The organism is Kineococcus sp. NPDC059986 (assembly GCF_040702905.1).
Taxonomy (GTDB): Bacteria; Actinomycetota; Actinomycetes; order Actinomycetales; family Kineococcaceae; genus Kineococcus.
Genome location: NZ_JBFBND010000052.1, coordinates 1 through 24,014 on the forward strand (window position 1 = coordinate 1; position 24,014 = coordinate 24,014).

The following is a 24,014-nucleotide window of genomic DNA, read 5'->3' on the forward strand; positions in this document are numbered from 1 at the left end:
GGGCTGGACGTGCCCGCAGCCGACCTGGCCGAGCTGTTCGCGATCGACCCCGCCGCCTGGACCGCCGAACTGGACGAGCTCGAGGCCTACTTCGCGCGGTTCGGCGAGAAGCTGCCCCGCGACCTCACGCGCCGCCTCGAGGAGGTCCGCGGGGAACTGCGCGCGGTCCGCTGGGAGCAGCGCCGCTGGGAGGAGTGGACGACCGACTGAGTCGTCCGCCCCGCCCGAGGAGGGCGGGGCCCCGAAGACCACCGCCGTCACGTCCACCGGGCACCGGGCTCGCCGGGAGGACGTGGCGGCGGTGAACTCCCGCCCTCGGTGGGTCAGACGCGGACGAGGACCTTGCCGACGGCCTCGCCCGACTCCAGCCGAGCGAACGCGTCGCGCGCGTCGGCGAGGTCGTGCACCGAGTCGACCTCCGGGGCGAGGTCGGCGGTCTCGCAGAACTGCAGCAACCGCTCGAACTCCGCGCGCGTCCCCATGGTCGACCCGAGGACCCGCAACTGCTTGAAGAACACGTTCTCGAGCATGGCAGGAGCGTCACCACCCGTCGTGGCCCCCGCCACGACGATGCAGCCGCCGGGTGTCAGCGCCTGCACCGAGTGCTTCCACGTCGCCTTGCCGACGGTCTCGAAGACCGCGTCGACCCGGCCGGGCAGCCGCTCCCCCGTCGCGAACGTCGCCGCCGCACCCCAGGCGCGGGCCCGCTCGAGGCGTTCGGGGGTCCGCCCGGTGACCCAGACCCGCAGCCCCGCCGCGGCCCCGAGGCTCACGAGCGCGTTCGACACGCCCCCGGCGGCGCCCTGCACGAGCACGGTCTGGCCGGGGACGGCCTGCGCCTGGGTGAAGAGCATCCGGTAGGCCGTCAGCCAGGCCGTGCCCAGCGAGGCCGCCCGCTCGGCCGACCAGCCCGCCGGTCGCGGCAGCACGTTGCGCCGCGGGACCCAGACGTGCTCGGCCAGCGTGCCCGGGTGCAGCTCGGACAGCAGCGTCCGGCGCGGGTCGAGGGTCTCGTCCCCGCGGAAGTCCTCGTCGGAGACGACGGCGTGCACGACGACCGCCGACCCGTCCTCCAGCGTTCCCGTGGCGTCGCAGCCCAGGACCATGGGGAGCCGGTCCGCGGGCAGACCGACCCCGCGCAGGCTCCACAGGTCGTGCCGGTTCAGCGCGGCGACCTCGACGTCGACGCGCACCCACCCTGCGGGGGGTTCGGACACCGGGGCGTCGGCGACCTCGAGGGCGGACAGGGGGTCGTCGGAGCTGGCGCGGACGGCGCGGGCGGCGAGCACGCGCCGACGCTACCCCCGCCGGTCCGGCGGCACCCGGGCTGGCGTCCTCGGTACGGTGCCGACGTGCCCGACCACCAGCAGGACGTGTCCCCGCTCCTGGACGTCCTCGACGTCCGCCCCGCCGGGTCCCCCGGTGACGCCGCCGCCGACGTCTTCACCGGCCCGAACCTCCCGCACTGGCGCCAGCGGCTGTTCGGCGGGCAGGTGCTGGGCCAGGTCGCGGTCGCCGCCGGGCGGACGGTGGCGGGCGACCGGGAGCTGCACTCCCTGCACGCCTACTTCCTGCGCCCCGGGGACCCGGCCGTCCCCGTCGCCTTCGCGGTGGAGCGGTTGCGCGACGGGCGGTCCTTCTCCGCTCGCCGCGTGCAGGCGACGCAGAACGGCGTGCCGATCCTGTCCGGCATCGCCTCGTTCCAGACCCCCGCCGAGGGGCTGGACCACGCCGAACCCGCCCCGGACGTGCCCGATCCCGAGGACGTCGTCAGCGACTACGCCGTCCTGGACGCCTCCGACCACCCGCTGGCGCGCCAGATGGGGCGGGGCCGGCACGTCGAGCTGCGGCACGTCGAGCCCACGCTGTACGCCGCCCCGGACCCCGAGCACCGGGCGCGCCAGTCGGTCTGGTTCCGCCTGGACGCCCCGCTGCCCGGTGACGACCTGCTGCAGCGCAGCGCGCTGGCCTACGCGAGCGACCTGAGCATCCTCGAACCCGTCCTGCGCCGCAACGGGATGGCCTGGGCGACACCGGGGATGAGCGTGGCGAGCCTGGACCACGCCATGTGGTGGCACCGGCCGGCGCGGGCGGACGAGTGGATCCTCTACGTCGCCGAGAGCCCGAACGCCTCGGGCGCCCGGGGGCTGTCGACGGGCCGGATGTACGACCGGCAGCGCCGGCTGGTGGCGACGGTCGCCCAGGAGGGCATGGTGCGGGTCCCCGCTCGGTAAGGCATGGTGCGGGTGCCCTCGGCGGGCTGAGAGCCGGGACCGCCGCCTGCTGCTCCAGACGGGTGGACGGGTTTCAAGGAACCCTTCCCGGAATCCGACCTCTCCCTCAGACTGTTCTAGATACTTCTGGGGGGAGGCGGGCATGACGGTGCGTCGTGACCACGGGTGGGAGACGGTCGTGGCGGCCGTGCGCGGCTGGTACCTGGGCGGTGACGTCGTCGACCGCGCGCGGAGGCTGTTCTTCCTCGTCGCGGTCGCGAGCACGCTGCTGACGGCGGCCCCCGTCGAGGCCGAGGGCGGCACCCAGCGCGGCGTGATGACCGCCGCCGTGGCCGTCCTCATCGCCTCCTGGGCGCACGGCTACCACCGGCGCTCCGCGCGGCGCTCCGCCGACGTCGCGGACACCGTCGCGCTCGTCGCCTTCGTCGGCGCCGCCGCCGAACCGTCGGCCGTCCTCGGCTTCCTCTTCTGGGCCGTCTGGTTCCGCTCGCAGTACGGCTCGACGCGGGCCGCGGTCCTGCGGTGCGGCGCGCACCTCGCGGCCGTCGCCGGCGGTCTGGCCCTGTGGTGGGCGATGCCGACGCACACCGACCCCTCCGAGGTGACGGGGCTGCTGGGTGCCTTCCCGGTCGTGCTGCTCGGCCTGGCGGTGGCGCGCCGCGTCCACACCGCGACCAGCCGCATCGTGCGCGACCAGCGGCGCGAGGCCGCGCTGAGCGCCCTGGGCGCCGGCGTCGTCGGCGTCGTCGACCCCGCCGAGGTCGTGCGGGTCGGGATGGTCACCGCCCGTGAGCTCGCGGCCGCCACCCCGGGTCTGCGGCTGGTCCTCGTCCGCGTCCGCGACGGGGTGGCCGACGGCGACCTGCGCTCCGGGGAGTGGACGACCCCGATCCCCGGCGGTCCGGTCCCGGCCACCCTCGACGGCCCTCTGGTCTCCGACGCCGACCTCGACGCCGCGGCCGGCACGCGGGGCACGTGGACCTGGTTCGCCTCCCCCGTGCCCGCCGGGCAGACGTGGCTCGTCGCCGGCGGCGACGGCCTGGCCGAGGAGGGCCACGACGCGGCCTCGCTGCTGAACAACCACATCGCCCTGGCTCTCAACCGGTGCGCCGCGCACGCCACCCTCACCGAACGCGCGAGCACCGACAGCCTCACGGGCCTGGCCAACCGGGGGACCTTCCGCGACGCCGTGGACCTCGCCCTGCTGGACGGCGACGGGAGCGACTGCGTCGTCCTGTTCGTCGACCTCGACGACTTCAAGTACGTCAACGACGGCTTCGGCCACGGGGCGGGCGACGACGTCCTGCGCACGACGGCCGACCGGCTGCGCGACGTCGTCGGCGCCGCGGGCCTGTGCGCCCGGCTGGGCGGCGACGAGTTCGCGGTGCTGCTGCCGGCGACGAGCGCCGTCGTGGCCGAGGCGGTCGCGCAGGCGGTCGTCGACGCCGTCACCACACCCCTCGTCGTCGTCACGGGCGTGTCGCAGATGGTCTCCGGCGAGGTGCAGGTCGGCTGCAGCGTCGGCGTGGCCGGCTGCGGCGGGGTCGTCGGCGGGGTCGACGAGGTCGTGCAGCGCGCCGACGTCGCCATGTACTCGGCGAAGACGGCCGGGGGTGGCGTCGCCGTCTTCGGTCGGCGCTCGGCGGCCGCCGAGGCCGAGGCCGTCCTGCTGCGCGAGCTCGCCGCGGCCACGGGGCGCGGGGAGATCGAGGTGCACTACCAGCCGGTCGTCGACCTCGCCGAGGACGCCGACGACGTCTCCTGCAGCGGGATGGAGGCGCTCGTGCGGTGGAACCACCCCCAGCGGGGCCTGCTGGCGCCCGGTGAGTTCGTGACCCGCGCCGAGCGCACCGGTGCCATCCACGAGATCGGCGCGCACGTCCTGGACCAGGCGTGCCGGGACGCGGCCGCCTGGACGGTGGCGGGCCGGCCCCTCACGGTGCACGTCAACGTGTCCGTGGCCCAGCTGGGCGACGACCGCCTGCTGTCGGTCGTGGCGTCGTGCCTGCGCCGCAGCGGGTTGCCGCCGGAGCAGCTCGTCCTGGAGATCACCGAGAGCATGGTGCTCGAGGCGCCGGACGCGCTGCGCCGGGTGCACGACCTCGCCGCCACCGGTGTGCGGATCGCGGTCGACGACTTCGGGACGGGCTACGCCAGCCTCACGACGCTGCGGCGGCTGCCGGTCTCGCTCGTCAAGGTCGACCGGTCCTTCGTGGCCGGGGCCATCGCCAACCCCGCCGACCTCGCGATCATCGAGGCCGTCGTGCAGATGGCCGGGCGCCTCGGCGTCGAGGTCGTCGCCGAGGGGGTGGAGGAGGTGGGGCAGGCCCAGCTCCTCGCGGCCGCCGGCGCCCACCACGCCCAGGGGTTCCTCTACGCCACCCCGCTGCCGCGGGCCGCGTTCGACGAGTGGCTCGCCACCCGGACCCCGCTCACCCCGCGGCCCACCCGCCGCCGGACGGTCGCCGACTGACCGTCACCACAGGGCGCGCCCCCCGGGGATGGCTCGTTGACGCAGCCGACTCACCCTATGAGCCGAATGCGTCAACGAGCCCCCAGCCGCGAAGCGCGGCGGTGACGCTCAGTCGCGGGTGAGCTTGCGGTACGTCACGCGGTGCGGACGGGCCGCGTCGGGGCCGAGGCGGGCGACCTTGTTCTCCTCGTAGCCCGCGAAGTTGCCCTCGAACCAGTACCAGTTCGCCGGGTTCTCCTCGGTGCCCTCGTAGGCCAGGATGTGCGTCGCGACGCGGTCGAGGAACCACCGGTCGTGGCTCACGACGACGGCGCAGCCGGGGAACTCCAGCAGGGCGTTTTCCAGCGACCCGAGGGTCTCGACGTCCAGGTCGTTCGTCGGTTCGTCCAGGAGCAGGACGTTCCCGCCCTCCTTGAGCGTCAACGCCAGGTTGAGGCGGTTGCGCTCCCCCCCGGACAGGACGCCGGTCGGCTTCTGCTGGTCCGGACCCTTGAACCCGAACGCCGAGACGTAGGCGCGCGAGGGCATCTCCTGGTTGCCGACCTGGATGTAGTCCAGGCCGTCGGAGACGATCTCCCACAGGTTCTTGGCCGGGTCGAGCCCGCCGCGGGACTGGTCGACGTAGGACAGCTTGACCGTCTCGCCGATCTTCAGGTCCCCGCCGTCGAGCTCCTCGAGCCCGACGATCGTCTTGAACAGCGTCGTCTTGCCGACGCCGTTCGGGCCGATGACGCCGACGATCCCGTTGCGGGGCAGCGAGAACGACAGACCGTCGATGAGGGTGCGGTCACCGAAGGACTTCTTGAGGTCCTTGGCCTCGATGACCACGGAGCCCAGGCGCGGACCGGCCGGGATCTGGATCTCCTCGAAGTCGAGCTTGCGCGTGCGCTCGGCCTCGGCGGCCATCTCCTCGTAGCGGGCCAGCCGCGCCTTCGACTTCGTCTGGCGGCCCTTGGCGTTGGAGCGGACCCACTCCAGCTCGTCCTTGAGGCGCTTTGCCAGCTTGGCGTCCTTCTTGCCCTGGACGTCCATGCGTGCGGACTTCTTCTCCAGGTACGTGGAGTAGTTGCCCTCGTAGGGGTAGGCGCGGCCGCGGTCGAGCTCGAGGATCCACTGCGCGACGTTGTCGAGGAAGTACCGGTCGTGGGTGACGGCCAGGACCGCACCGGGGTACTTCGCGAGGTGCTGCTCCAGCCACGTCACGGACTCGGCGTCCAGGTGGTTGGTGGGCTCGTCGAGCAGCAGGAGGTCGGGCGCCTCGAGCAGGAGCTTGCACAGCGCCACCCGGCGCTTCTCCCCACCGGACAGGACCGACACGTCGGCGTCGCCCGGCGGGCAGCGCAGCGCGTCCATGGCCTGCTCGAGCTGGGAGTCCATGTCCCACGCGTTGGCGTGGTCCAGCTCCTCCTGCAGGGTGCCCATCTCGGCCATGAGGGCGTCGAAGTCGGCGTCGGGGTCCTCGAAGAGCCCCGTGATCTCGTTGTAGCGGTCCATCTTCTGCTTCAGCTCGCCCAGGCCGTCCTGGACGTTCTGCAGGACCGTCTTGCTCTCGTCCAGCTTCGGCTCCTGCGCGAGCATGCCGACGCTGTAGCCGGGCGAGAGGCGGGCCTCACCGTTGGACGGCTGGTCCAGCCCCGCCATGATCTTCAGGACGCTCGACTTCCCGGCGCCGTTGGGTCCGACGACCCCGATCTTGGCCCCCGGGTAGAAGGAGATCGAGACGTCGTCGAGGATGACCTTGTCCCCGTGCGCCTTGCGCGCCTTCTGCATCTGGTAGATGAATTCCGCCACGACCCCAGGCTAGTCGCAGCCGCCGGGCGGCCCACCATCCGCGGGGTCGCTACGCTGGCGACCAGCTCCACCCGCCGGTCCGCCGGCGCCCTGCGCTCGTAGCTCAACGGACAGAGCGACCGGCTTCTACCCGGTTGGTTGGGGGTTCGAATCCCTCCGAGCGCGCCTCAGCGGGTGCTGCCGCCGCGCAGCCGCAGCGTCAGCACCCCGGGCGTGCGGCCCGTGACGTAGACGCGCTCCCCACCGGCCGCGTGGCTGCCCTGCAGGTAGTCGTACTGCTCCCCACCGTCGTAGCGCGCGGGCTGGTGCTCGCCGGCGGCGCCGCCCCCGCCCTCGCGGGTCACCACGACCTCGTCGTCCTCGACGCGGTACCGCAGCTCGGGTCCGGTGAGCACCCGGGCACCGTCGGGCGACGGTTCGGCGCCGGTCGGCGTCCCGCCGGGACGGAAGGACAGCTCGAGGGCGTAGGACGTCGCGGCCCCGTCGAAGCGGACGGTCAGGTCGGCGCCGTCGTCGACCGGCTCGACGCGGACGGTGGTCGTGAGCTCGACGGCGTCCACCGCGCGGCGGTCGAAGGCCATGGCGGCGTGGAAGCGGCCCTCGTCGCCGAGGGGGTAGTCACCGGCGGGGTCGCGGTCGGCGGCGGCGAGCGGCTGGTAGTAGCCGGCGCGCAGCTCCTGCCGCAGGACGAAGGCCCCGTCGGGCTCCCGGTCCAGCGTCGCGCTGCGGAACGGGCCGAGGCCGAAGAAGGCCGTCGACAGCCGCACCGACTCCAGGACGGCCGCGCCGTGCCGGAAGCGCAGGAACGTCGCCGTGTTCGCGGTGCCGGACCGGATCGTGCCGACGGCGGGCTGGTCGCTGCCGCCGAAGACGACGGTGCGGGTGCGACCGGCGGCGTGGACGGCCAGGCCGGAGGCGGCCAGCACGGCCTCCCCCGCCCAGGGCCGGCCCAGGCCCGCGGGCAGGACGCCCCCCAGCGCCGGGTGCGCGAGGACCTCGGGCAGCACCGACCGGCCGTCGACACCGCGGGACTGCAGCAGCCGGGCGGCGTCGGCGAAGTCGCCGCGGTCCTCGGCGAGGGCGAACCGCCGGTAGGGCAGCAGGAGGTCGGCGCCCGGGTGGCCGGCGGTGTGCTGGTCCTGCCGGCGCGAGTGCACCGACTCCAGGTCACCGTCCTCGTCGAGCAGCGGCAGGAACGCCTCGAGGTTGCGGCGCACGGGGTCGAGCAGGTCGGGCCGGTCCAGGAGGTCGGCCAGGACGAGCAGCGACGGACTGCTGACGGCGCCGGCGTACAGGGGGCTGCGTTCGGAGTACATCCCGTCGGCCTGCAGGTCGACGCCCTCGGCGAGCCACTCCTCGACGCGGCCGCGCACGACCTCCGGGGTCCCCAGCAGCGCCCCGAGGCGGGCCAGGGCGCTCGACAGCTCCCAGCGGTGGTTGGGCGTGTGCACCCCGCCGACGAGCAGCGGCGGCAGCGTCCGCTCCGCGACGGCGCGCAGCCCGGCGGCGACCTCGGCCAGCGCGGGCTCGCGGCCGGCCAGCCCGGCCGTCAGGCACAGGTCGTTGACGGTGAAGGCCGTGTCCGGCGGTGAGGCGAGGTTGGTGCTGTCGAAGAGCCCGTTCGGCGTCTGCGCCGCGGTGAGCAGGGCGACGAGGCGGGTCGCGAGCTCCGGCAGCCGCGCGTCACCGAGCAGCCTCGACCGCGGGTGGGAGTACGCCGTGACGAGCCCCTTGAGGCGCGCGGTCGTCTCGCGGTGGGCGAGCGGACTGAGGGCGAGCGCGTCGCCGGCGAGCAGCGCCTCCACCCGACGGTCGAGGTCGGCCGCCAGCGCCGTGGTGAACGCGGTGTCCTCGAGGGGCTCGGGCACGGGGTGTCCTCCGGGGGACGGGGTGGGATGAGGGGCGCGGGCGGCTCGGGAGCCGCGACGCTGCGCCGCGAGCCGTGACGTTAGCGTGCACATGACCTGACGTGAAGTCATCCGGACGGCGAACACCGGGGAGCCTTGACCTGGTAAGCCCTTTCCTCGTACCGTCCTGGCACCGCCGCACCAGCGGTGCCGTCACCTCGCCCCACCCCGGCCGACCAACCCGGGACGTGGCGCCGGAGACGGCTGGGGACCGGGAGACGAGGAAGTCCATCCATGAGCCAGAACAGCACGAGCCGGCGTTCCGTCCTCCTCGGCTCCCTCGCGGCCGTCGCCGCGGGTGGCGCCCTGACCGCCTGCGGCGGAGGGGACTCGGCGTCGGGCAGCGGTGGCGGCGACGCGAAGAAGATCAGCTTCTGGCTGTCGGCCAGCGACGCGCAGGCCAAGGGCTACTACGACCTCGCCGACGAGTTCAAGACGAAGCAGGGCATCACCGTCGAGATCGTCAACGTCCCCTACGACGGGTACCAGACCAAGCTCCGCCAGGCCGCGCAGGCCGACTCCCTGCCGGACGTCGCCAGCGCGCCGTCGCTGGACCCGATCTGGACGAACAAGCTGCAGGACCTGACGTCCGTCGCGACGAGCTCGACGAACAAGATCGACAGCAAGCTCTACCAGAAGACCGACGACGGCAAGATCGTGACGATCCCGTCCGACATCACCGCGGCCGGCCTCTTCATCAACGCCTCGCTCTTCCAGAAGGCGGGCGTCGCCTACCCGACCGACCCGGACAAGACCTGGACCTGGGACGAGTTCCTCGCCGCCGCCACCCAGGTCCGCACCGCGACGGGCGCCAAGTACGACCTCGTGTACGACGCCTCCCCCGCCCGCATCCGCGCGTTCGTCTACGAGCACGGCGCCAAGGGCTTCCAGCTCAACTCCAAGGGCACCGAGTACAGCGTCGACGACGCGACGGTCGAGGTGCTGCAGAAGTTCGTGGACATCAACAACGACGTGATCATGCCCAAGTCGGTGTGGACCTCGGGCGCCGACCCGAACGCGCTCTTCAAGAGCGGCCAGGTCGTGGCGTACTTCTCGGGTGTCTGGCAGGTCGCCGACTTCGCCGAGAGCATCACCCAGTTCCAGTGGGCCGCCGTTCCGACCCCGGCCCAGCCCACGCAGGCCACGGACATCAACACCGGCGGCAAGATCGTCGCCTTCGACAACGGCGACACCAAGGACGCGGCGATGAAGTTCGTCGAGTTCCTCTACGACCCGACCAACTACGCCAAGGTCGCCGCGACCAACGGCTGGCTGCCGGTCGAGACGGGGCTCGACATCGCCTACCCCGGCACCAACCAGGCCGCCCTCGACGGGTACGCGCTCTACCAGAAGGAGATCGAGCTCGCCGACCCGATCTCCACCTCCGGCAGCGACGCGGGTGAGAAGCTCACCCTGGCGGGCAAGGCCATCACGACCGACCCCACCAAGGACGAGATGGGCAAGGCCATCAACGGTCAGCAGACCGTGCAGCAGACGGTGGACAACATCGTCAAGCTGCTCAACGAGCAGATCGCCTGACCTCACCCGACCGGACCCGGGTCGCCCCCGGGTCCGGGACCACCCTCCAGGAGGTTCCATGACCCCCAGCGCACCGGGTCCGGTCCCCGCCGCGGTCGGGACCGACCCCGCCGCCCTCGTGCGGTCCCCCCGGCCCTCCACGGGCCGCGCCACCCGACGACGCGCGGCACGCTACCGCCTCGCCCCGCTGCTGTTCGTCGGCGTCAACGTGGTGCTCTTCTTCCTCTTCTTCGTCTGGCCCGCGGTGACGGGCCTGTACTACTCGTTCACCAGCTACACCGGGGTCGGTTCGGCCCCGTGGGTGGGGCTGGCGAACTACCAGAAGCTCTTCGGGGACTCGGCCTTCTACTCGGCCTTCGGCCGCACGGTCCTCTTCGCCGTCATGTCGGTGCCGCTGAACTACGTGCTGTCGCTGACGATGGCCACGCTGTTGACGAGCCCGCACGCCAAGGGCAAGACGGTCGCCCGGATCCTGTTCTTCATCCCCTGGCTCATCTCCCCCATCGTCGCCGGCGTCATCTGGCGGTGGATCTTCGGGGAGAACTTCGGGCTGGTGAACTACCTCATCACCTCCCTGGGCGGCTCGGCCGTCCCGTGGCAGTCCAACGCCGACCTGTCGCTCGTCATCGTCGCCATCGCCGGCGCCTGGGGCGGGACCGCCTTCAACATGCTGCTGTTCGTCGCGGCGCTGCGGAACGTCCCGACGTCCTACTACGAGGCCGCCTCGATCGACGGGGCCTCGCCCTGGCAGCGGTTCCGCTACATCACGCTGCCGAGCATCGCGCCGACGTCGTTCATCGTCATCCTCCTCGGCAGCCTCGGCGCCATGAAGGAGTACGCGCTGCTGCAGTCGCTCAACGGCGGTGGACCGGGCACCGAGAACAACCTCGTCGTCCAGTACATCTTCCGCACGGGCTTCCAGCAGGGCCAGATCGGCTACGCCAGCGCCGCCTCGTTCGTGCTCATGGCCGTCCTCATGGGCATCGCCCTGCTCCAGGTCCTCGTCAACCGACGCCGGGAGGCGTGAGATGGCTCTGTCCTCGCTGCCCCGTCCCAAGGCACCGGCCCTGCGCCGCAGCACCCGCACGCGGGAGGGCGGGACTCCGGTCCGCACCGTCGGGGCCACCGTCCTGCTCTGGCTGCTCGCCGTGCTCTACGGGTTCCCGGTGCTGTGGTTCGTCCTGTCGTCCTTCAAGCCCGCCGGCGACCTCTTCTCCTACCCGCTGACGCTGCTGCCCAAGTCCTGGACCTTCGCCGGCTACGAGCAGGCGTGGACGAGCTTCAACTTCGCCGGGTACTTCACGAACACGCTCATCGTGGCCGTCAGCACCACGGTGCTCACGGTGCTGGCGAGCGCCATGACGGGGTACGCGCTGGCCAAGTACCAGAACTGGTGGCTGAAGGCGTTCTTCCTCTGCATCCTCGCCACGACGATGCTGCCGACCGAGGTCATCCTGTCCCCCTCGTTCCTCGTCATCCGTGACCTGGGGCTCTACAACCACCTCGCCGGCATCGTCGTCCCCTCGATCATCACGGCGACCGGGTGCTTCATGTTCCGGCAGTTCTTCTCCACCGTGCCGAACGAGCTGCTGGAGGCGGCGCGGATCGACGGGTCGAACGAGCTGACGACGTTCGTGCGCGTCATGCTGCCGATCGCCCGGCCGATCATGGTGACGCTGGCCATCTTCTCGTTCCAGTGGCGCTGGAACGACTACATCTGGCCGCTCATCGTCCTCAACGACCCGAGCAAGTTCACGCTGCAGATCGGCATCCAGAGCATCGTCGGTGCGCAGAACGTCAACTGGTCGGTGCTGCTGGGCGCCTCGGTCATCTCCATCGTGCCGCTCGTCGTCATCTACCTCGTGTTCCAGCGCTACGTCATGAACGCCGACATGAACGCGGGTCTGAAGGACTGACGGGACCGCCCGGGGCAGACTGCGCGGGTGGACTCCTTCTCCCGCGCCGGACTGCACTTCCGCGTCGCCGACCACGGCCCCTCCTCCGCGCGTGAGGACGGGGCCGTCGTCGTCTGCCTGCACGGCTTCCCGCAGGGGCCGGAGGCCTACGACGCCGTGGTCCCCCGGCTGACGGCCGCCGGTCTGCGCGTGCTGGTGCCGGAGCAACGCGGCTACGGCGCAGGGGCCCGTCCCCCGCACCGCCGCGACTACGCCCTGCCGGAACTCGTCGCCGACGTCCTCGCCCTGCTCGACGCGCTGCCGGACGGGGTGTCCACGGGCCCCGTCCACCTCGTCGGCCACGACTGGGGCGGGGTGGTGGCCTGGGCGTTCGCGGCCGCCCACCCGGACCGGCTCGCCTCCCTGACGGTGCTGTCCCAGGCCCACCCGGCCGCCTACCGCGCGGCGATGACGAACTCCTCGCAGGCATGGCGGTCGACGTACGTCGGGTTCTTCCAGCTGCCGGTGCTGCCCGAGCGGCTCCTCACCGCGGGCGGGGGCCGGTTGCTGGCGGCGTCGTTGCGGCGCAGCGGGTTGCCCACCGACCTGGCCGCCGGGTACGCGCGGCGGCACAGCGCGCCGGGCAGCCTGCGCGCCGCCCTGGGCTGGTACCGGGCGCTCCCGTTCGCCGGCGGGGTCGGCCGCGTCGACGTCCCCACGACCTACGTGCGCGGCACGCGGGACCCGTTCTACGCCGAGGCCGCCGTCGAGGGCACCGCCGGTCGGGTCCGCGGCCCGTTCCGGCGGGTCGACCTCGACACCGGGCACTGGATCCCCGAACTGCGTCCCGACGCGGTCGCCGAGGCCGTGCTCGCCGCTGCGCAGGGCCCGGACCGGACGTAGCGTCGCGCGGGTGAGCTACTCCTCCGCGACCACCGACGTCCGGACCGCCGAGGGCGGGGACGTGCTCGCCCTCCCCCTCGTCGGCCTCGGCACCTACGGCCTGCGCGGCGAAGCCGGGTACCGGTCCCTGCGCGACGCCCTCGAGGTCGGGTACCGGCTGCTGGACACCGCGACGATGTACGAGAACGAGGACGAGGTGGGCCGCGCCGTCGCCGACGCGGGACTGCCGGACGTCCGGATCACCACGAAGCTGCGCCAGTCGCACGCGGGGCGCGAGGACGAGTTCCTCGACCGCAGCCTGCGGCTGCTGCGCGTGGACGTCCTGGACCTGTGGCTCATCCACTGGCCGCCGGACGGTCAGGCCCGCCCCGACGTGTGGGAGCGGATGGTCGCGGCCCGCGACGCCGGCCGCGTCCGCGCCGTCGGTGTCTCGAACTACTCCCTCGCCCAGATCGACGAGCTGACCGCGGCCACGGGCGTCACCCCCGCCGTGAACCAGGTGAAGTGGGGTCCGGCCCTGCACGACGCCGACCTGCTCGCCGCGCACCGCGACCGGGGTGTCGTCCTGGAGGGCTACTCCCCCTTCAAGGCCACCGACCGGACGGCGGAACCGTTGCGGGCGGCCGCGGACCGGCACGGCGTGAGCGTCGAGCAGGTCGTGGTGCGCTGGCACGTCCAGCACGGTGTCGTCGTCATCCCGAAGTCCGGCGACCGCGACCGGCAGGCGCGCAACCTCGACGTCGACGGGTTCGCGCTCACCGACGACGAGGTCGCGGCGATCGACGCGCTGGGCCGCTGAGCCTGGTCAGCCCGTGACGTGGACGGTCCAGGCGCCGCCGCCCAGTTCGACGAGGTCCCCGTCGGAGAGCTGACGACCCCGGCGGTCCTCGACCTCCTCGTTGACGCTGACGTCCCCGGCCAGCAGCGCCTCGCGCGCCTGCCCGCCGGTGTCGACGGCCCCGGACAGCTTGAGGAACTGACCCAGCCGCACGACACCGGTGACCTCGACGACCTCGGGTTCCACCGCGGGCACGACGGGACGGCTCACTCGTCGACGGCCAGGGCGTGCAGCACCCCGGCGATGCGGTCGGCCTCGGCGCGCGTCAGGCGCTCGGGGACGAGCACCTCGACGCGGGTGCCGTCCGGCAGCGGGATGGTGTGCATGAGCATCTCGCGGCCGCCCGTGACGACCTCGGCGTCCTGCACGTCCGGGACGTCCTGGACGTCGGGGGCGTCCGCGCTGGTCCCGGCGCCGGGGGTGCTGCCGAGGAACGACCGGAGCCGGTCGATCCCCTGCTCGGCGAGGCGCTCGGCCGTGGGGTCGAGCTTGCCCTGCTTGAGGAGTCCGCGCAGGACCGCGTCGATCGACTCGCCCTGACGCCTGTTCTCGTTCCGTGGGTCCGACATGGGACCAGCCTCGCACCCGCCGGGGCCCCGCGCGTCCCCCGTCCGTCGCCGTCCCGGGCTCCTCCCGTCCGCCGCGCGGTCAGCCCGCCAGGTGACCCCAGTCGGTCTCCAGCTCCTTCCACGGGCCGACGGCCTGCACCCGCCCGTCGGCCAGCACCACGACCCGGTCCGCGACGAGCAGCGCCGAGCGCTTCGAGGACGCCCCGACGACGGTCGTCCCGCGGTCGCGCAACGCCTCCCACAGCTCGAGCTCGGTGCGCGCGTCGAGCGCGGAGGAGACGTCGTCGGCCACGAGCAGGTCGGCGCCCGAGGCCAGCGCCCGGGCCAGGGCCAGCCGCTGCACCTGACCGCCGGACAACCGCACCCCGCGGTGGCCCACGAGCGCGTGCCGGCCCCCGGCCGCGGCGACGTCCCGCGCCAGGCGGGCGTCGGCCACCGCGTCGTCGGCCAGGGACCGTGCGAGGGCGTGGTCGAGCGCGACGTTGTCGTCGAAGCTGCCGGACAGCACGCGCGGGACCTGCGCCACGTAGCTGACCTGCCCGGGACGCAGGAACGTCTGCGGGTCCTCGACGGGGATCCCGTTCCAGCGCACGGTGCCCTCGTGGTCGACGAGGCCGGCCAGGGCCGCGAGCAGGCTCGACTTGCCCGACCCGACCCGGCCGGTGAGCAGCACCAGCTCCCCCGCCTCCACGTGCAGCTCGACGTCCTGCACGCCCACCGTCCCGTCGTCGTGGACGGCCGTGAGGTGGTCGAGGTCGACGCGCTGCAACGGGGTGCGCGGTGAGACCTCGGGCGCCGGGGCGACGCCGTGGACGAGGTCGATGCCGGCCGGGACGCGCACGACGTCCTCGGTGCCCGCGAGCGCCGTGACGGCCCGCAGCCACTCCCGTGCGACGGGCGCCTCGGTGATGACGGCGCCCGAGACGGTCCCGTAGTACGAGGCGCCGGCCACGGCCGTGGCGACGAGCAGCGCGTCGGCCAGGGACCACCAGCCGGCCAGGTGCAGCGCCCAGGTGGTGACGATGCCGAGCTGGACGAGCACGCCCGGGACCCCCTCCAGCAGAGCGCGGACGCGCAGTTCGCGCACGGAGGCGCGCACCCGCCGCCGGTCGACCTCGACGAGGTGCCGCAGGACGTCCGGCACGGCCGCGGCGAGCTTGACCGTCCGGGCCGCGTCGACGGCCGACCCGAGGTCGCGGCCGAAGACCGCCCGGGCGTCTCCCGCGTCGCGGCCCCGCCGGCCCGCCACGGGCGCCCCGGCGACGGAGACGAGCGCCGACCCGGCCATGACGAGTGCGACGACGGCCCCCGCGGTGACGTCGCGCGCGACGAGAGAGGTGACGGCGACGACGAACGCCCCGATGACGACGTCGACGCACCGGTCGACGTAGAGGACGAACCGGTCGGAGTCGAGGCTGCGGGCCGTGACCTCCCCGGCCGGGACGCGTTCGAGCCGGTGCTGACGGGTCTGCCCGCGCAGCACGGCGAGCCGGGCGTTGAGGGTGATGACGTTCCACCACAGCGGGTACACGCGCAGGGCCGCGGCCAGCAGGAACGGGACCGAGACGAGGCTCGCCACCAGCCCGGCCATGGGCCACCACACCTGCGACGCGGGCGCCCCCGTCTGCAGGCCCTGCACGACGAGCCCCCACAGCCAGCCCGCGACGGCGCCGTAGGTGCCGAGGACGGAGCAGAGGGCGAAGAGGACGGCACCGAGCAGCCCCCACCGCCGGTGGCGGGTGATGGCGGTCGCCACGGCCCGCAGGAGCCGGGGACGCTGCTCGGCCGGCGGCGCGGGACGGGGGCGGCGGGGCCGGCTGGAGAGGACCTCCCCGGCGTGGTGGACGGGGTCGAGCTCCTCGGACCCCCCGGCCCGCAGCAGGTCCGCGAAGGGGCCGGGGGTCCGGGCGAGCTCGGCGCGGGGTCCGTGCTGCACGAGCCGGCCGCCGTCGAGGACGGCGACGTGGGCGGCGCGGGCCGTCGTGGACAGGCGGTGCGCGATGAGGAGTCCGGTGCGGCCCGCGAGCAGTTGCTCGGCGGCCGCGGTGACCCGGTGCTCGGTGACGGGGTCCATCCGCGCCGTCGCCTCGTCGAGGACGACGACGCGCACGTCACGGACGAGGAGGCGGGCGAAGGCGACGAGCTGCTCCTCCCCCGCGGACAGGGTGCTGCCGCCGGGGCCGAGCCGGGTGTCCAGCCCCGCGGGCAGCCCCGCGACCCACTCGGTGAGGCCGAGGGACTCGACCGCCGTCCGCACCCGCGCGGGCGGGACGTCGGCGCCCAGGGTGATGTTCTCCGCGAGCGTCCCGGCGATGAGTTCGGTGCGCTGGGTGACGACGCCGACGGCCCGCCGCAGTCCCTGCAGGTCGAGGGCGGTGACGTCGAGACCGCCGAGTTGCACCTGCCCTGGGGCGGGTTCCAGGGCTCGGGACAGCAGAGCGGCGAGCGTGGACTTGCCCGATCCGCTGCGCCCCACGAGCGCGCACGTCGTCCCGGCCGGGACGACGAAGGTGACGTCGTGCAGCGCGAACCCGCCCGGGTGGGCGAAGTCGACCCCGCGGAACTCCACGCCGACAGCCCCGGGCGGCGTGGGCATGCCGCCGACGGGTTCGGACGGGGACCCCAGGAGGGCCCGGATGCGCTGCACCGCACCGAGTCCGGCCTGCACCTCGGGCAGCCGTTCGGCGATCTGGTTGAGGTCGCCCGCGAAACCCGAGCAGAGCAGGAACACCGTGACGAGCTGCGCGACGCCGAGCCGGCCGTCCCCGACGAGCGCCACCCCGCCGACGACGAGGGCCGAGCACAGCAGGGACAGGGCCAGGATCGTGCGTCGCGCCACGACGGCCGAGACCTTCGTCGTGGCCCGGACGCGGTCCAGGACCCCCGCGGCCAGGACGGCGTAGCGGCGGACGACGTGCGGGGCGCCGAGGCTGGCCCGGATGTCGTCGCGCCCCGCCACGGCCTCCTCGAACTGGGCCGCGTGGTCGGTCCACGCGACCTCCTCGGCGACCTTGCGCTCCACCAGCAGGGCGGCGAGGCGGCGGACGGAGAACCAGACGAGGACGGCCACGACCGGGAAGACGATCCACGCGGGCCACCAGACGAGCCCGGCGACGACCCAGCCGAGCAGGATGCGGACGCCCCCGCGCCACAGGTCCCACAACGCCTCGCGGACGAGCCGGGCCAGTTGGCGCGGGTCGTCGTCGACCCGGTCGATGACCTCCCCGACGGCCTGCTCGCCCAGCGCCGGGACGGGCTGGGCGAAGGCCGCGGCCAGCAGGTCCGCGCGCAACCCGCCCTCGGCGCGGCCGACCGCCGTCGCGAGGGCCACCCGGCCCAGCGTGTCGCCGGCGCTCGCCGTGAGGACGACGACGGCCAGGACGACGAGCAGGAGGACGCTCGGGCCCGCCGCGAGCCGTCCGGCGACGACCGTGCCGAGCGTCTCGGCGACCGCGGCGAGACCCCCGAGGACCACGGCCACCGTCGCCGACCGGCTCGACAGGCGACGCCAGGACAGGGTGGGCGCGGACACGGGGTTCCTCTCGGGCAGCGGGGACGACAGGCGGGACGGGGGCACCGGGGTGGCGCCGCACGTCGACGCTAGCGAGGCCCGTGGGCGGCCGGCCTCCCGTTTTCGCCGCCGCCCCGGGAGGTCTGGTCGTCGGCACCGGTGGGCTGGCACGGTGGTCGCGTGCCGAACACCGCCGTGTCCACCGTGACGTTCTTCGCGCTCGACCCGGCGGTGCTCGCCGCCGTGCGGGAGCAGGTCCGGCCGTCCGTCCCGCGGTACCCGGGGCACGCCCTCAGTCTGGAGGCCGCCGTCCCCACCGGTCTGGACCTCGACGCCTGGGACGACGACCGGGCGTTCACCGCGTGGGGCACCTCCCGGCCGGAGACCGACGCCGAGCTCGTGCGCGACCTCCCCGACCGCCTCGTCTACGAGGTGGGCACGCCGTGGTCCGGGCCCGAGACGGTCTGGGCGACGCTGTCCGGTCAACACCCGGGCCTCGTCGTGCACAGCGTCTCGAGCGACGGGTCGGAATTCCTCTCGCGCGGCTGGTACGTCGAGGGTCGGGCGGCGCTCTACGAGGAGCAGGTGCCGGAGATCGACGAGATCGCCGACGACGGGGACGAGGAGGTCCACTACCCGCAGGAGTGGGCGTTCTCCGAGGCGGAGGCGCGCCGACTGCTGGGCGACGGCGGGCCGGTCGGGTGATCCGGCGGCCGTCGGCCCGTGGTGGGACCGGGACCCCGGGGCACACTGCGCGCGTGGACGCCGGCTGGGCACCGACCCCCGAGGACCTGGCCGACGTGGCGGGCGAGCACGTGCACCGCAGCCGACGCCGCCAACCCCCGCCGCTCCTCGTCGCCGAGGCGGTGGCGTTCGTGACGCTGTGGGCGGTCGCGATCGCGTTGGGAGACCGGTCGCTGCTCGCCGTCTCCCTGTTCTGCACGGTCCTCCAGGTGGCCGTCGTCCGGCCCTGGCGGGTCCGCACCTGGTCGACGTCGATCGCGCCGGACGGGATCACCCTCGAGCCGGGCCGCCTCCACCTCGACTGGGACGACGTGCGCGAGGTGTACGTGGCCGGGGCGTGGCAGCAGCACAGCACGGTGCGGACGACGCGGAACCAGGAGTTCCCCCTCCCCGGCCTCGACCGCCGCCGGGCCGCCCGGCTGGCCGACCTGGTTCGCTCCCACCGCTGATCCCAACGGCACAGCGGACGTGCCGCGGAACTCAGCCGGGCGGGTCGTCCTGTTCGAGGGCGCGGGCGAGTTCCCGCGTCCTCTGCAGGAGGGCGGGGTGGTCGTTCCGCGTCCACGGGCCGGGGGTCATCAGCTTGCCGAGGTCCCGTTGGAGGCGTCTGACCTCGGGCAACCCGTCCTCGCCGAACCTGGCCTCCAGGCGTCCTGCGTGGAGAGCTCTGTGGTCCCGGCCGCACAACAGCACCAGGTTCTCGACGCTCGTCGGACCACCGTCCGCCCAGTGGACGACGTGGTGGAGGTGGCAGGCCCAGGCCGGGGCGCCACAGCCGGGGGCGATGCAGCCGCGGTCGCGTTCGGCGACGATCAGCCGCTGGTTGTCGGTGGCGTGCCGTTCGAGGGTGTGCAGGGAACGGGGTCGGCCGAGGCGGTCCATCACGGCGACGGTGACGTCGCCGTCGCAGGAGGCCGCGCGCAGGGTGGCGTCGGTGATGGGGCCGTGGGTGTCGGCGGTGGCGGTGCCGGCCTGCAGTTCACCGGTGTCGTCGAGGGTGGCGCGGAGGACGACGGTGGCCTTGTGCGCGACGACGGGGTCGACGTCGCTGGCGGGGTGGTGTGCACCGGTGGTGACGAGGTCGATGAGGCCGTCGTGGCGGCGCTGCCCGAGGGATCGGGTGTCGTGTTCCCCGCCCAATCCGCTGTTCTTACCGGCGTCCTCGGTTGCGGCGTTCGGGAGGGGTTTGGCGGCGGCTTCGACGGCGGACCGGACGACGACCGCGGCGGCTTCGTCGAGGTCGACGGTCATTCGCAACATGCCGTGGCGGCGGGTGAAGGTGAGGGTGCGGCGGCTGGCGGAGTCCGGTTCGAGGTCGCGGACGTGGCGGTCGACGCGGTCGGGGTCCAGGCGGGTGAGGAGCTGCTCGCTCAAGTGGGCCGCGGTGCCGAGGGGTTGAGTGCCGGTGATGAAGGCGAAGTGCCCGTCGATGAGGTCGGCGCGGCGTTGGGTGGTCCACACCGTCTCGCCGGTGTCCATCACCACTTCCATGTCGACGGTGCCGCGGCGCAACGGGGTGGGAATGGACTGCAGGGCGGATACCGCGCCGTGGACGTGGTTCAGGGTGGTGTTCCCCGACGCCAGCTGCCCGCCCATCCGCGCGAGGGAACCCCGGTCACCGTCGAGTCCACCGATCTTCTCGTTCCACCCGCTGTCCGGGTCGGTGTGGCGGGCGGCGGCGACGTCCTTGCGCGCCAGAGTGCGGGACAGGTTCACCGGTGAGGTGGCCAGCAGGTCGACGACCGAACTCTCGGGTGTGTGCTCCAGAGCCCGCCGCAGGAGGTGGAGTTTGGTGGCGTCGAGGCGGTTGCCGAGGAAGTAGAGCGACCGGGTGAGGTGCTCGACGTCGTCGCGGTCGAGGGTTCCCGTGGGCAGGGTGAGGAGGTCGTCCAGGTCGGCCGCGAGACGCGTGAGGGCGTCGGCTGCACGGTCCTGGACGGTGGGGGTCACGTGTTCCAGGGTAGTCGAACAAGAGCTGTGGCGGTAGGTCGAGTGCCCCGCAACTTTCTGCAGCGCAACGCCTCACGGTCCGTGAAACGCGGTCAAACCCTGTGGATGACCACCGCAGAACACCCTGCCGGTGTGGTACGCCACGAACCTGACCCGCGCGCCCCGTCCGCTCTAGGCTGGCGGGATGACGCAACCGGACGAGGACGGCCCCTTCTTCCACGGCACCAGGGCCGAGGTCTCCCCCGGCGACCTCCTCGTGGCCGGACGCCCCTCGAACTACCGGCCCGAGGTCGTCATGAACCACGTGTACTTCACCGCACTGCGGGACGGTGCCGGCCTGGCCGCCGAACTCGCCGTCGTCCTCGGCGGCGGCGACCCGCACGTGTACGAGGTCGAACCCACGGGCGCCTTCGAGGACGACCCGAACGTCACGGACAAGAAGTTCCCCGGGAACCCCACCCGCTCGTTCCGCAGCACCGCCCCGCTGCGCGTCGTGCGCGAGGTCCACGACTGGACCCGGCTGACACCGGAGGCGCTGCAGCAGTGGACCGAACGCCTCACGGTGATGCGGGACGCGAACGCCGAGATCGTCAACTGACCCGACGAGGCCGAAGACCCTGCGGGCGTCCGATCAGCTGTCCGTCGGCGGGTCGTCGCGGGGAACGCGGTCCTCGTCGGCGTCGTCCTCCGGCACCAGGCGCAGACCCGCCCGCCGCGGACGCAGGTGCGGGCCGGAGCGGACCGCCCACCCGGTGTCGGGAGGGACCTCCTCGAACGCCGCCTCGTCCAGCGTGATGCCGTTGCCGGGACTGCGACCCAGCAGGGCGCCGCCGTCGCCGACCACCTGGTCGACGTCGACACCGACCGGCCACGACAGGTCCTGCACCTCGATGCTCAAGAGGTTCGGCAGAGCCGCCGCAGCGGCGGCCACCGCGTAGGTGAGTCCGATCGGGCTGACGGGGAGGTCGAACGCGTGCGCGAGCGCGCCGACGCGCAGGAGGTTGGTGATTCCCCACGCGGCGTTGGTCTGCACCACGTCGACCGCACCACCCTCGACGAGCGCGCGGACCTGCTCGAGCCCGGTGAGGTTCTCCCCGCTGGCCACGCCGGCGGCCACCTGCTGGCGCAGCACGGCCATGCCCCGCACGTCCCAGCGCCGGACGGGTTCCTCGACCCACGTCAGGTCGAACTCCGCCTCGAGGGCGCGCACGTGGCGGACGGCCTGCGACACGTGCCACGACTCGTTGGCGTCGATCATCAGACCGGGGTGGGAGGTGTTCGCGCTCACGGCCTCGCGCAGGATGCCGAGCCGCCGCAGGTCGCGGTCGAGGTGGCGGCCGCCCTTGAGCTTGGCGGCCCCGAAACCCCGCTCGGCGAAGCGCCCGTACAGCGCCGCCACGCCGTCGTCGTCCAGGCCGGCCTCGAGACCCGACGCGTACCCGGGGACGAACCTGTCCCGCGCACCGAGCAGGCGCCACAGGGGTTCCCCGGCGAGCTTGGCCTTGAGGTCCCACAAGGCGGTGTCGACCGTGCCCAGGGTGCCGAACGTCGCGCCCTGGTGCCCCAGCTTGAAGACGGTGTCGAGCATCCGGTCGTACAACCCCGTGACGCTGCGCGGGTCCTCCCCGTCCAGGACGGGGAACACCTTCTCGATCTCGGCGTGCGCCCCCAGCGCGACACCTTCCGTCCCGTCGCTGGTGGTGATGACGAGCACGTCCTGACGCGTGCTCGTCCCGGTGCTGACGCCGTTGACGTCGCCGACGGGGCGACCCCACTCGTGACGGGTGGTCAGCGACCGGTATCCGGTGATCTTCATTCCTCGCCACCTTCGGGGAGGGGTCCGACGGAGCGGACGGGTCTGCAGGCGTGCCGCCCACCGGCGCCTGCACTGGGCGCCGGTGGGTCACGGACCGGGGTTCTGCTGCTCGGACCGGACGGGTCAGGCCGCGGTCGCCAGGAACGAGTCCCACCGCGGGTCGGCCTGCTCGGCCCCCCGCACCGCCCACGACGCCCCGCGCGGCGGGCCGGGCCGGAAGGGCAGGTGCCAGCCCATCTCCTCCGGCGTCCGGTCGCCCTTGGCGTTGTTGCAGCGCACGCAGCAGGCGACGAGGTTCTCCCAGCTGTCCGGGCCGCGGCGGCTGCGCGGCAGCACGTGGTCCACGGTCGTGGCGTGCCCGCGGCAGTAGGCACAGCGCTGGTGGTCCCGGCGCAGGACACCGCGCCGGCTCACGGGGACGACCTGCCCCCGCGGCACGCGCACGTAGCGGTTCAGGAGGATGACCGAGGGGCGTTCCAGGCACATCGTGGCGCCGACGACGGGATCGGCGTCCGCGAGGACGACCGACGCCTTCCCCGCCAGCACGAGGACCAGGGCCCGCCGGAAGGAAACGACCGCGAGCGGTTCGTAGCCGGCGTTCAGCACGAGCGTGCGCACATCCACCTCCTGAGACGACAAGAGGCGCCGTCCCCGTCGGGGGAGGCGCCTCTGAGAGCGACGACGGCCACATGGTGGTGGTGCACGCGGTGGTGCCCCACGACCTGCCCGGCGGGCCCGTGCGGTATCGCTGTCCCGGCTCCCGTGGTGCGGCAGGGGGTGGCGCTGCGCTGACCTGTGGTCATGAGCCCTCCCCGAGTCGGTACGTCCCGTCGTCGTTGACGGCAGCGTACGTCGCAGGTGGTGGAAGAGTCAGCAACTTTCTCGTGAACGCCCGGACGAATCGCGCCCGGACGGGGAAGGCGTCACCCCGGCGGGGGTGGCGGCGGCGGCAGAGCGGTCGGTGCCGACACCGGGCCCCCCACGCGGCGCAGCTCCTCGCGCAGCTGCCGGACCTCCCGGGCGAGAGCTGCGACGTCGGCGCGGGTCACGGCGGAGGACTCCTCCTGCTCCTCGCCGACCCGCTCGATCAACCAGGAGGCGAGCGAGGCCGTCACGACCCCCAGCAGCGCGATCCCGGCGAGCATGAGGGCGATGGCCACGAGGCGTCCGGTCAGGGTCACGGGGTAGTGGTCCCCGTAGCCGACGGTCGTGATGGTCGTCAGGACCCACCAGCAGGCGTCGGGGGTGGTGGTGATGTTGGCGCCGGGGGCGGGGCGTTCGGCCTCGAGCACGGCGAGCGCGGCGCAGAAGCCGACGAGCGACGTGGCGGTGGCGACGTAGACGCCCACCCGGCCCCGCAGCGAGGAACCCCCACTGCGGCTCAGCACCTGCAGCACCGTGAGGAGCCGGACGAGGCGCAGGGGCCGGAGTGCCGGCAACGCGAGGAGGAGCAGGTCGAAGGGGTGCCTCCAGACGAACCGGCGGCGGTCCTCCGACCTCCACAGGCGCCAGGCGTAGTCCGCAGCGAACAGGGCCCAGACCGCGCTGGAGACGACGCCGCACCCCGTGCGGACGGCCGCAGGTCCGGGTCGAGGATCGGGAGGGCGTAGGCGGCGAGCCAGCCGACGGCCGCGGCGCTGAGCACCAGGGCGCGCAGCGGGACTCGCGGACGGCGAGCCGTCCCGGCCGCGGTGAGGACGCCCTCGGGTGGGTGCACGGGGCCGCCTCCGGTGGTCGATCGCGATCGCTCCCCACCGTAGCCACCGGTGGGCGTCGCCGTCCTCGTCACCGGGGCGCCGGACGTGGGGGGGGGGGGGGCGGCGACCCACCCAGGACGCCGCCCC

General features: G+C 73.6%; 21 protein-coding genes and 1 tRNA gene. 12 read left to right on the forward strand and 10 right to left on the reverse strand.

The features are described 5' to 3' along the window. Window positions 1-210, forward strand: a 210-nt coding sequence (locus tag AB0637_RS23405; RefSeq protein WP_366175113.1) for a hypothetical protein, incomplete at its 5' end; no start/stop codon positions are given. Between the two features lie 113 nt (window positions 211-323). Here the strand turns inward: AB0637_RS23405 and AB0637_RS23410 are convergent. Continuing rightward, complete coding sequence (locus tag AB0637_RS23410; RefSeq protein WP_366175114.1) at window positions 324-1,289, reverse strand: zinc-binding dehydrogenase; 966 nt, start codon at window positions 1,287-1,289, stop codon at window positions 324-326. 63 nt (window positions 1,290-1,352) lie between these two features. Between AB0637_RS23410 and AB0637_RS23415 the strand changes: the two genes are divergently transcribed. Together AB0637_RS23415 and AB0637_RS23420 are read left to right on the forward strand one after the other, a co-directional pair. Next, window positions 1,353-2,234 (forward strand): acyl-CoA thioesterase II, encoded by an 882-nt coding sequence (locus tag AB0637_RS23415; RefSeq protein WP_366175115.1) that lies wholly within the window; start codon window positions 1,353-1,355, stop codon window positions 2,232-2,234. Between the two features lie 142 nt (window positions 2,235-2,376). After that, window positions 2,377-4,707 carry an EAL domain-containing protein gene (locus AB0637_RS23420; protein WP_366175116.1) on the forward strand — a complete coding sequence of 777 codons (2,331 nt, stop codon included), beginning with the start codon at window positions 2,377-2,379 and terminating at the stop codon, window positions 4,705-4,707. A 108-nt stretch (window positions 4,708-4,815) separates the two neighbouring features. Here AB0637_RS23420 and ettA read toward each other — a convergent pair whose 3' ends face one another. Further along, entirely contained in the window at window positions 4,816-6,498 is a 1,683-nt protein-coding gene (ettA, locus tag AB0637_RS23425; RefSeq protein ID WP_366175117.1) for an energy-dependent translational throttle protein EttA, read from the reverse strand. A gap of 92 nt (window positions 6,499-6,590) precedes the next feature. On the opposite strand from ettA, the gene AB0637_RS23430 reads away from it, so the two are divergent. Further along, window positions 6,591-6,663 (forward strand) — tRNA-Arg (locus AB0637_RS23430). 2 nt (window positions 6,664-6,665) lie between these two features. Here AB0637_RS23430 and AB0637_RS23435 read toward each other — a convergent pair. Continuing rightward, window positions 6,666-8,366 (reverse strand): hypothetical protein, encoded by a 1,701-nt coding sequence (locus AB0637_RS23435; protein WP_366175119.1) that lies wholly within the window; start codon window positions 8,364-8,366, stop codon window positions 6,666-6,668. Window positions 8,367-8,639: 273 nt separating this feature from the next. On the opposite strand from AB0637_RS23435, the gene AB0637_RS23440 reads away from it, so the two are divergent. Genes AB0637_RS23440 through AB0637_RS23460 form a run of 5 tightly spaced genes read left to right on the forward strand, consistent with a single transcriptional unit; the run spans window position 8,640 to window position 13,541 of the window. After that, the gene (locus AB0637_RS23440) at window positions 8,640-9,944 is read left to right on the forward strand and encodes an extracellular solute-binding protein (protein ID WP_366175120.1); all 1,305 of its coding nucleotides are present in this window, start codon (window positions 8,640-8,642) and stop codon (window positions 9,942-9,944) included. 58 nt (window positions 9,945-10,002) lie between these two features. Next, window positions 10,003-10,971, forward strand: a complete 969-nt coding sequence (locus AB0637_RS23445; RefSeq protein WP_366175121.1) for a sugar ABC transporter permease — start codon at window positions 10,003-10,005, stop codon at window positions 10,969-10,971. Between the two features lies 1 nt (window position 10,972). Beyond that, window positions 10,973-11,860, forward strand: coding sequence for a carbohydrate ABC transporter permease (locus AB0637_RS23450; protein ID WP_366175123.1), 888 nt, complete (start codon window positions 10,973-10,975; stop codon window positions 11,858-11,860). A 27-nt stretch (window positions 11,861-11,887) separates the two neighbouring features. After that, window positions 11,888-12,742 carry an alpha/beta fold hydrolase gene (locus AB0637_RS23455; protein ID WP_366175125.1) on the forward strand — a complete coding sequence of 285 codons (855 nt, stop codon included), beginning with the start codon at window positions 11,888-11,890 and terminating at the stop codon, window positions 12,740-12,742. Between the two features lie 10 nt (window positions 12,743-12,752). Then, entirely contained in the window at window positions 12,753-13,541 is a 789-nt protein-coding gene (locus tag AB0637_RS23460; RefSeq protein ID WP_366175126.1) for an aldo/keto reductase, read from the forward strand. 6 nt (window positions 13,542-13,547) lie between these two features. Here AB0637_RS23460 and AB0637_RS23465 read toward each other — a convergent pair whose 3' ends face one another. The 3 genes from AB0637_RS23465 to AB0637_RS23475 all read right to left on the reverse strand — a co-directional run bounded on the left by AB0637_RS23465 (window position 13,548) and on the right by AB0637_RS23475 (window position 17,681). Further along, complete coding sequence (locus AB0637_RS23465) at window positions 13,548-13,790, reverse strand: RNA-binding S4 domain-containing protein (RefSeq protein ID WP_366175128.1); 243 nt, start codon at window positions 13,788-13,790, stop codon at window positions 13,548-13,550. After that, window positions 13,787-14,149: a hypothetical protein gene (locus AB0637_RS23470; protein WP_366175130.1), complete on the reverse strand. Its 363-nt coding sequence runs from the start codon at window positions 14,147-14,149 to the stop codon at window positions 13,787-13,789. The genes AB0637_RS23465 and AB0637_RS23470 overlap by 4 nt, the downstream gene beginning before the upstream one ends. Before the next feature lie 79 nt (window positions 14,150-14,228). Next, the gene (locus AB0637_RS23475) at window positions 14,229-17,681 is read right to left on the reverse strand and encodes an ABC transporter ATP-binding protein (protein WP_366175131.1); all 3,453 of its coding nucleotides are present in this window, start codon (window positions 17,679-17,681) and stop codon (window positions 14,229-14,231) included. Window positions 17,682-17,840: 159 nt separating this feature from the next. Here AB0637_RS23475 and AB0637_RS23480 point away from each other — a divergent pair, with 159 nt between their 5' ends. Then, complete coding sequence (locus AB0637_RS23480) at window positions 17,841-18,365, forward strand: hypothetical protein (protein ID WP_366175132.1); 525 nt, start codon at window positions 17,841-17,843, stop codon at window positions 18,363-18,365. A 53-nt stretch (window positions 18,366-18,418) separates the two neighbouring features. Then, window positions 18,419-18,853: a hypothetical protein gene (locus AB0637_RS23485; protein ID WP_366175133.1), complete on the forward strand. Its 435-nt coding sequence runs from the start codon at window positions 18,419-18,421 to the stop codon at window positions 18,851-18,853. 31 nt (window positions 18,854-18,884) lie between these two features. On the opposite strand, the gene AB0637_RS23490 is transcribed toward AB0637_RS23485, so the two are convergent. Then, window positions 18,885-20,354 (reverse strand): DUF222 domain-containing protein, encoded by a 1,470-nt coding sequence (locus tag AB0637_RS23490; RefSeq protein ID WP_366175134.1) that lies wholly within the window; start codon window positions 20,352-20,354, stop codon window positions 18,885-18,887. Window positions 20,355-20,538: 184 nt separating this feature from the next. On the opposite strand from AB0637_RS23490, the gene arr reads away from it, so the two are divergent. Beyond that, window positions 20,539-20,952, forward strand: coding sequence for an NAD(+)--rifampin ADP-ribosyltransferase (arr, locus tag AB0637_RS23495; protein ID WP_366175135.1), 414 nt, complete (start codon window positions 20,539-20,541; stop codon window positions 20,950-20,952). Between the two features lie 33 nt (window positions 20,953-20,985). Here arr and AB0637_RS23500 read toward each other — a convergent pair whose 3' ends face one another. The 3 genes from AB0637_RS23500 to AB0637_RS23510 form a co-directional block, all read right to left on the reverse strand. Next, window positions 20,986-22,170 (reverse strand): mandelate racemase/muconate lactonizing enzyme family protein, encoded by a 1,185-nt coding sequence (locus AB0637_RS23500; protein ID WP_366175136.1) that lies wholly within the window; start codon window positions 22,168-22,170, stop codon window positions 20,986-20,988. Window positions 22,171-22,293: 123 nt separating this feature from the next. Beyond that, window positions 22,294-22,788, reverse strand: a complete 495-nt coding sequence (locus AB0637_RS23505; protein ID WP_366175137.1) for an HNH endonuclease — start codon at window positions 22,786-22,788, stop codon at window positions 22,294-22,296. 305 nt (window positions 22,789-23,093) lie between these two features. After that, window positions 23,094-23,558 (reverse strand): potassium channel family protein, encoded by a 465-nt coding sequence (locus AB0637_RS23510; protein ID WP_366175138.1) that lies wholly within the window; start codon window positions 23,556-23,558, stop codon window positions 23,094-23,096. Window positions 23,559-24,014 lie beyond the last annotated feature (456 nt).